Origin of the sequence: Enterobacter sp. 5-4, from assembly GCF_000612205.1 — a bacterium.
Classification (GTDB): domain Bacteria; phylum Pseudomonadota; class Gammaproteobacteria; order Enterobacterales; family Enterobacteriaceae; genus Enterobacter; species Enterobacter roggenkampii.
This window is the reverse complement of the sequence record NZ_JFHW01000021.1, coordinates 1-1,028: the sequence shown is the minus strand read 5'-3', so window position 1 is coordinate 1,028 and position 1,028 is coordinate 1. Positions and strand designations below refer to the sequence as shown.

The following is a 1,028-nucleotide window of genomic DNA, read 5'->3' as shown; positions in this document are numbered from 1 at the left end:
CCTTCACGGATTGCGAAACGCAGACCGTCGTCCATCGCGATTGGGTGGATCAGCGTCACAACCATCTTGATGTTGTCGCCTGGCATTACCATCTCAACGCCTTCTGGCAGTTCGATGGTACCGGTCACGTCAGTAGTACGGAAGTAGAACTGTGGACGGTAGCCTTTGAAGAACGGAGTATGACGGCCGCCTTCGTCTTTGGACAGGATGTACACTTCAGATTCGAACTTGGTGTGTGGCTTGATTGAGCCTGGCTTCGCCAGAACCTGACCACGTTCGATTTCTTCACGTTTGATACCACGCAGCAGAACACCAACGTTCTCACCAGCACGGCCTTCGTCCAGCAGTTTGCGGAACATTTCAACGCCAGTACAGGTAGACTTCGCAGTCTCTTTGATACCAACGATTTCAACTTCTTCACCAACTTTGATGATACCGCGCTCTACACGACCGGTAACAACGGTACCACGACCGGAGATGGAGAATACGTCTTCGATTGGCAGCAGGAATGGCTTGTCAATCGCACGCTCTGGTTCTGGGATGTAAGAATCCAGGAAGCCAGCCAGTTCGATGATTTTCGCTTCCCACTCTGCGTCGCCTTCCAGCGCTTTCAGAGCAGAACCACGAACGATTGGGGTATCGTCACCTGGGAAATCGTACTGAGACAGCAGTTCACGAACTTCCATCTCTACCAGTTCCAGCAGCTCTTCGTCATCAACCATGTCGCATTTGTTCAGGAACACGATGATGTAAGGAACGCCTACCTGACGACCCAGCAGGATGTGCTCACGAGTCTGAGGCATTGGGCCGTCAGTCGCAGCAACAACCAGGATCGCGCCGTCCATCTGCGCAGCACCGGTGATCATGTTTTTAACATAGTCGGCGTGGCCTGGGCAGTCTACGTGTGCGTAGTGGCGAGTCGGGGTGTCGTACTCAACGTGAGAGGTGTTGATGGTGATACCACGAGCTTTTTCTTCTGGTGCGTTATCGATCTGGTCGAATGCACGAGCAGAACCACCGTAGGTTTT

The 1,028-nt window shown here is 52.8% G+C and carries 1 protein-coding gene; it reads right to left on the bottom strand.

Annotated features, from left to right (window positions below; all coding sequences use genetic code 11):
* The coding region (tuf, locus tag AA74_RS0113525) for an elongation factor Tu (protein WP_025912577.1) at window positions 1–1,028 on the bottom strand (1,028 nt) is incomplete at both ends.